The 6000-nt window shown below is 45.1% G+C and carries 3 protein-coding genes, 20 tRNA genes and 2 rRNA genes; 24 read left to right on the top strand and 1 reads right to left on the bottom strand.

All coding sequences use genetic code 11. From position 1 onward, the window contains the following. The 22 genes from CE058_RS20020 to CE058_RS19915 form a co-directional block, all read left to right on the top strand. Positions 1–123: ribosomal RNA gene (locus tag CE058_RS20020) — 23S ribosomal RNA — on the top strand; the annotation flags it as partial. 126 nt (positions 124–249) lie between these two features. After that, positions 250–366: ribosomal RNA gene (rrf, locus tag CE058_RS20015) — 5S ribosomal RNA — on the top strand. 9 nt (positions 367–375) lie between these two features. Further along, positions 376–451: transfer RNA gene (locus CE058_RS20010), tRNA-Val, on the top strand. Positions 452–471: 20 nt separating this feature from the next. Further along, a tRNA-Thr gene (locus CE058_RS20005) sits at positions 472–547 on the top strand. A gap of 161 nt (positions 548–708) precedes the next feature. Beyond that, positions 709–784, top strand: a tRNA-Lys gene (locus CE058_RS20000). 16 nt (positions 785–800) lie between these two features. Then, a tRNA-Leu gene (locus CE058_RS19995) sits at positions 801–885 on the top strand. A gap of 8 nt (positions 886–893) precedes the next feature. Further along, a tRNA-Gly gene (locus CE058_RS19990) sits at positions 894–968 on the top strand. A 7-nt stretch (positions 969–975) separates the two neighbouring features. Further along, positions 976–1064 (top strand) — tRNA-Leu (locus CE058_RS19985). 14 nt (positions 1065–1078) lie between these two features. After that, positions 1079–1155 (top strand) — tRNA-Arg (locus CE058_RS19980). Between the two features lie 7 nt (positions 1156–1162). After that, positions 1163–1239: transfer RNA gene (locus CE058_RS19975), tRNA-Pro, on the top strand. A gap of 8 nt (positions 1240–1247) precedes the next feature. Beyond that, positions 1248–1323 (top strand) — tRNA-Ala (locus CE058_RS19970). Positions 1324–1341: 18 nt separating this feature from the next. Beyond that, positions 1342–1418, top strand: a tRNA-Met gene (locus tag CE058_RS19965). A gap of 17 nt (positions 1419–1435) precedes the next feature. Next, positions 1436–1512: transfer RNA gene (locus CE058_RS19960), tRNA-Ile, on the top strand. Between the two features lie 13 nt (positions 1513–1525). Next, positions 1526–1618: transfer RNA gene (locus tag CE058_RS19955), tRNA-Ser, on the top strand. A gap of 23 nt (positions 1619–1641) precedes the next feature. After that, positions 1642–1715, top strand: a tRNA-Met gene (locus CE058_RS19950). A 3-nt stretch (positions 1716–1718) separates the two neighbouring features. After that, positions 1719–1795, top strand: a tRNA-Asp gene (locus CE058_RS19945). A 140-nt stretch (positions 1796–1935) separates the two neighbouring features. Next, positions 1936–2011 (top strand) — tRNA-Phe (locus CE058_RS19940). A gap of 14 nt (positions 2012–2025) precedes the next feature. Then, positions 2026–2099: transfer RNA gene (locus CE058_RS19935), tRNA-Gly, on the top strand. Positions 2100–2103: 4 nt separating this feature from the next. After that, positions 2104–2180: transfer RNA gene (locus CE058_RS19930), tRNA-Ile, on the top strand. 14 nt (positions 2181–2194) lie between these two features. After that, positions 2195–2269 (top strand) — tRNA-Asn (locus tag CE058_RS19925). 5 nt (positions 2270–2274) lie between these two features. Beyond that, a tRNA-Ser gene (locus tag CE058_RS19920) sits at positions 2275–2365 on the top strand. 4 nt (positions 2366–2369) lie between these two features. Beyond that, positions 2370–2441 (top strand) — tRNA-Glu (locus tag CE058_RS19915). A 92-nt stretch (positions 2442–2533) separates the two neighbouring features. Here the strand turns inward: CE058_RS19915 and CE058_RS19910 are convergent. Beyond that, a complete protein-coding gene (locus CE058_RS19910) occupies positions 2534–2731 on the bottom strand; it encodes a hypothetical protein (RefSeq protein ID WP_048011086.1) in 198 nt (65 codons plus the stop codon). Positions 2732–2954: 223 nt separating this feature from the next. On the opposite strand from CE058_RS19910, the gene glgB reads away from it, so the two are divergent. Together glgB and CE058_RS19900 are read left to right on the top strand one after the other, a co-directional pair. After that, positions 2955–4901: a 1,4-alpha-glucan branching enzyme gene (gene glgB, locus CE058_RS19905; protein ID WP_048011087.1), complete on the top strand. Its 1947-nt coding sequence runs from the start codon at positions 2955–2957 to the stop codon at positions 4899–4901. Further along, positions 4843–5988 (top strand): glucose-1-phosphate adenylyltransferase, encoded by a 1146-nt coding sequence (locus CE058_RS19900; RefSeq protein WP_048011088.1) that lies wholly within the window; start codon positions 4843–4845, stop codon positions 5986–5988. Before glgB ends, CE058_RS19900 begins: the two co-directional genes overlap by 59 nt. Positions 5989–6000: the final 12 nt, after the last annotated feature.

The following is a 6000-nucleotide window of genomic DNA, read 5'->3' as shown; positions in this document are numbered from 1 at the left end:
ATGAGATTTCCCATAGCGTCAAGCTAGTAAGATCCCTGAAAGATGATCAGGTTGATAGGTCAGAGGTGGAAGCGTGGCGACATGTGGAGCTGACTGATACTAATCGATCGAGGACTTAACCAAGTCATTGGTGAATACTCGGCAAATGCTTCTTCATGCATTATCTAGTTTTGAGGGAACGAAAAAATGAAATTTCCTCTTGAAAAATCCTGAAAAGACGGTATAATAAAACTTGTCTTTGAAAAATAGTCCGGTGGCGATAGCGAGAAGGTCACACCCGTTCCCATACCGAACACGGAAGTTAAGCTTCTCAGCGCCGATGGTAGTTAGGGGCTGTCCCCTTGTGAGAGTAGGACGCTGCCGGGCATTAATAATGGAGGATTAGCTCAGCTGGGAGAGCATCTGCCTTACAAGCAGAGGGTCGGCGGTTCGATCCCGTCATCCTCCACCATTAATTTAAATGTACAAGCTGCCGGTGTAGCTCAATTGGTAGAGCAACTGACTTGTAATCAGTAGGTTGGGGGTTCAAGTCCTCTCGCCGGCACCACTTCAATTCTTTTTATAGAATATGAGCCATTAGCTCAGTCGGTAGAGCAGATTGCAGCATCAGTGAATCACTTCAACCGAATAGCAATCTGTGACAAAACACGCAGTGTTTTGGAACATCTGACTCAGCAGAAACAAGCTTTAGGAAACATTACTTAGCATGAGCCATTAGCTCAGTCGGTAGAGCATCTGACTTTTAATCAGAGGGTCGAAGGTTCGAGTCCTTCATGGCTCACCATTTTTAATTTCATATTGCGGGTGTGGCGGAATTGGCAGACGCACCAGACTTAGGATCTGGCGCCGCAAGGCGTGGGGGTTCGACTCCCTTCACCCGCACCATTTTTTATGCGGAAGTAGTTCAGTGGTAGAACATCACCTTGCCAAGGTGGGGGTCGCGGGTTCGAATCCCGTCTTCCGCTCCATTTTTATGCCGGGGTGGCGGAACTGGCAGACGCACAGGACTTAAAATCCTGCGGTAGGTGACTACCGTACCGGTTCGATTCCGGTCCTCGGCACCATTTAATTTCATATTGCGCCCGTAGCTCAATTGGATAGAGCGTTTGACTACGGATCAAAAGGTTAGGGGTTCGACTCCTCTCGGGCGCGCCATTATTAACGGGGAGTAGCTCAGCTTGGTAGAGCACTTGGTTTGGGACCAAGGGGTCGCAGGTTCGAATCCTGTCTTCCCGACCATTTATATTGGGGCCTTAGCTCAGCTGGGAGAGCGCCTGCTTTGCACGCAGGAGGTCAGCGGTTCGATCCCGCTAGGCTCCACCATAATTATTTTAGTATTTTGGCGGTGTAGCTCAGCTGGCTAGAGCGTACGGTTCATACCCGTGAGGTCGGGGGTTCGATCCCCTCCGCCGCTACCATTTAACTAAACGATGCTGGACCTTTAGCTCAGCTGGTTAGAGCAGACGGCTCATAACCGTCCGGTCGTAGGTTCGAGTCCTACAAGGTCCACCACTTTTCATTATTCGGAGGAATACCCAAGTCCGGCTGAAGGGATCGGTCTTGAAAACCGACAGGCGGGTCAAACCGCGCAGGGGTTCGAATCCCCTTTCCTCCTCCATATTTTATTCTTAATAATATTGTCGCGGGGTGGAGCAGTCCGGTAGCTCGTCGGGCTCATAACCCGAAGGTCGCAGGTTCAAATCCTGCCCCCGCAATCTGGTCCGGTAGTTCAGTTGGTTAGAATGCCTGCCTGTCACGCAGGAGGTCGCGGGTTCGAGTCCCGTCCGGACCGCCATTTTTACAAAGCAATATGGCTCAGTAGCTGAGTCGGTAGAGCACGACCGAATAAGCTGCCTTGAAATACTTCAGCGTACCGATTGATAAATCGGGACGAAGGACGAAGCCAAATTTTATTTAGGCAAAATAACTTAATATGGCTCAGTAGCTCAGTCGGTAGAGCAAAGGACTGAAAATCCTTGTGTCGGCGGTTCGATTCCGTCCTGAGCCACCATTTCATAACTTTATGCGGGTGTAGTTTAGTGGTAAAACCTCAGCCTTCCAAGCTGATGATGAGGGTTCGATTCCCTTCACCCGCTCCAAAATGGGCCTATAGCTCAGCTGGTTAGAGCGCACGCCTGATAAGCGTGAGGTCGATGGTTCGAGTCCATTTAGGCCCACCATTTTATTTTATTGTTCCGCAGTAGCTCAGTGGTAGAGCATTCGGCTGTTAACCGAACGGTCGTAGGTTCGAATCCTACCTGCGGAGCCATATATGGGGAAGTACTCAAGTGGCTGAAGAGGCGCCCCTGCTAAGGGTGTAGGTCGGGTAACCGGCGCGAGGGTTCAAATCCCTCCTTCTCCGCCATATTGGCCCCTTGGTCAAGCGGTTAAGACACCGCCCTTTCACGGCGGTAACACGGGTTCGAATCCCGTAGGGGTCATACAAAAAAGCTGTCAACAATTTGTTGGCAGCTTTTTGTTGTCTATGTTTGTATTTGTGTAACTCTGCTTTACAGTTCATTTCTGCTCCTGGTTAATCAAATTTCTCTTCTTCCCTGCTTAATCTATTGCCGGGATTATTCAAATCAATATCAGAAGATATTCCCGTATAGGGGCCTCTAAACATATCACCAGTGGCCATAATCTTTCCATCCGGTGCTTCAAATAGTGGGATCCTTATTTCCTTTTTGGATGCCTCATTCAATAAAAACTCCTCTTCTTTATTGCCCAAAATATTATTCTCCTTTCATTTTTTGCTTGCATATTTTGTTTTATTTTGTCTAAGTTTACCGGAGATTATGTCGAAGGCTGTAAAAATGGGGAAAATGCTATCGTATATTAGCGGAATATGAACGTTGTTGTCATAAAATTAAAAAAACTTTTACAAGGACTTTTCAAAGGTGCATCGAATATAACAGGAAAGTCAAAAGAAACGAGACTGGGTGGGGAGAAGGATGGTAGTGGATACTTTGTTTCCAACCGATTATCAGCTGCATTTGTTCCATGAAGGGACGCTTTATGAGAGTCACCAGTTATTTGGAGCACATGTAGTTTCAGACGGAGGAGCAGTGATTACCCGTTTTTGTGTATGGGCACCGAATGCTGAAATTATCAGATTAGTCGGTGATTTTAATGATTGGAATGGAGAAGGCTACACCTTACATAGAGTGAATAAGGAAGGTGTCTGGATTATTCAGCTGGATGGAAACATGGAAGGTGCCTTGTATAAGTATGAAATTACTACAAAGAAAGGAGCTATGCTTTTAAAGGCTGATCCTTATAGTTTTTTTTCAGAAGTAAGGCCGAATACAGCTTCTAAAGTATATTCGCTGGACGGGTATCAGTGGAATGACAGCAAATGGATGCAAAAAAAAGAAAAGAAGGCTATTTTTACAGAGCCTGCGGTCATTTATGAGGTCCATCTTGGTTCGTGGAAGCAAAAAGAATCGGGCAGTCCCTATACGTACCGGGAGCTTGCAGGGGAATTAATACCTTATGTGGTGGAGCATGGGTTTACACATATAGAATTGCTTCCTCTAATTGAGCATCCGCTCGACGCTTCCTGGGGCTATCAGGGAACAGGTTATTACTCGGTTACCAGCCGTTATGGCAGTCCGCATGATTTTATGTATTTTGTTGATCAATGCCACCAGCATGGTGTTGGGGTGATTCTGGACTGGGTGCCGGGGCACTTCTGCAAAGATGCCCATGGCCTTTATCAGTTTGATGGTTCGTATTTGTATGAGTATGAAACAGAAGGTGACAGAGAGAACCGAGTATGGGGAACTGCCAATTTTGATCTCGGCAAAAATGAAGTGCAGAGTTTCCTTATTTCCAACGCTGTTTTTTGGATGGAGAAATACCATATTGACGGCTTCAGGGTTGATGCAGTTGCTAATATCATTTATTGGCCGAACCGGGATGGAAAAACAGAAAATCCGTTTGGTACCGGCTTCCTTCAAAATCTCAATAAAGTAGTTTCACAATATGATTCTTCCTTTCTCATGATGGCAGAGGATTCAACAGACTGGCCGCAAGTGACTGCACCAGTTCATTATGGGGGGCTGGGTTTTCATTACAAGTGGAATATGGGCTGGATGAATGACGTTCTTACATATATGGAAACAGAGCCCGAGAGGCGATCTGGTGTGCATGGGAAAATGACATTTTCGCTTTTGTATGCTTTTACAGAGAACTTCATACTGCCTTTTTCACATGATGAAGTTGTCCACGGAAAAAAATCGCTGCTGGATAAAATGCCGGGCGATTACTGGCAAAAGTTTGCCCAATACAGGCTCCTCCTTGGCTATATGATTGCCCATCCCGGCAAGAAGCTTCTTTTCATGGGGAGTGAATTCGGGCAGTTTTCCGAATGGAAAGACAAAGAACAGCTAGATTGGCATCTGCTGGATTACGAGATGCATAAAAAAGCAAATGATTATGTGAAAGAATTATTAAAGGTCTATAAACGTTCCAAGCCTCTTTTTGAGCTTGATCATCTTCAGGATGGCTTTGAATGGATTGATTGTCATAATTCGCACCAATCCATCTTTTCTTTTATCAGAAAAGGCTCTAAAGAGAGTGATTATCTCGTGATTGTCTGCAATTTCACACCGGCTATATACCCAAAATACCGTATAGGCGTACCAAATATGGGATCTTACCGGGAAATACTTAACAGTGACAATGATAGCTTTGGAGGATCAAATTGCACAAACAAGAGGGTCCTTAAGAGTGAGGAAATTGAGTTTCATGGCAAGCCGTTCAGTTTAGAGATGTCGATTCCGCCATTTGGCATTTCAATATTACGCCCTGTAAAACATCGGAAGGAGAGGAAGGGAAATGGGAAAGAAAAAGTGCGTGGCAATGCTATTAGCAGGAGGGAAAGGGAGCAGGCTTAGTTCTCTGACAAAAAGTCTGGCGAAACCTGCAGTTCCTTTTGGAGGAAAGTATAGGATCATTGATTTTACATTGAGCAATTGCACCAATTCGGGAATTGATACAGTCGGGGTTCTGACACAATATCAGCCGCTGGTTTTGAATTCATATATTGGCATAGGCAGCGCATGGGATCTTGATAGAAAGAACGGCGGCGTGACAGTGCTGCCTCCTTACAGCGAGTCATCAGAAGTCAAATGGTATACAGGAACAGCCAGTGCCATTTATCAAAACCTTAACTATTTAAAGCAGTATGATCCTGAATATGTCCTGATCTTATCAGGTGATCATATTTATAAAATGAATTATGAGCTGATGCTGAATTATCATATTGAAAAAGGTGCGGATGCCACTATTTCTGTTATTGAAGTACCTTGGCCGGAGGCAAGCAGGTTCGGCATCATGAACACGGATGATGAGATGCGGGTCGCAGAATTTGAGGAAAAACCAGCATATCCAAAAAATAATTTGGCCTCCATGGGAATATATATTTTTAATTGGTCTGTTTTAAAGGAATATTTGGAAATGGATGACCGCAATCCGGAATCAAGCCATGACTTTGGAAAAGATATCATTCCATTAATGCTTGACGAAAATAAAAAGCTGTTCGCTTATCCGTTCAATGGCTACTGGAAGGACGTTGGTACAGTTAAGAGCCTGTGGGAAGCAAATATGGATTTACTGGATGACGAATGCGAGCTGAATCTTTTTGATCATGATTGGCGGATTTATTCGGTGAATCCGAATCACCCTCCGCAGTATATTTCAACTCAGGCAGAGGTTGCAGAGTCATTGATAAATGAAGGCTGTACGGTTGAGGGCGAAGTTGAAAAGTCAGTGCTTTTTCAAGGGGTTCTGGTTGGGAAGAATTCGGTGATCCGTGAATCGGTCATCATGCCTGATGCTGTGATTGGCGAAAATGTCTATATTGAAAAGGCGATTGTGCCAAGCGGAATGAACATACCTGATGGCGTGGTGATTAGTGCTTCCGAAGAAGATGACGAAATCATTCTGATAACACAGGAAATGATACAGGGAATTTGTTCTTAATTTACAGCTGGA

Origin of the sequence: Bacillus sp. 22-7, from assembly GCF_010628845.1 — a bacterium.
Taxonomy (GTDB): Bacteria; Bacillota; Bacilli; order Bacillales; family Cytobacillaceae; genus Cytobacillus; species Cytobacillus firmus_B.
Note: the sequence above shows the minus strand (reverse complement) of the source record. Positions and strands in the feature narration are given on the sequence as shown.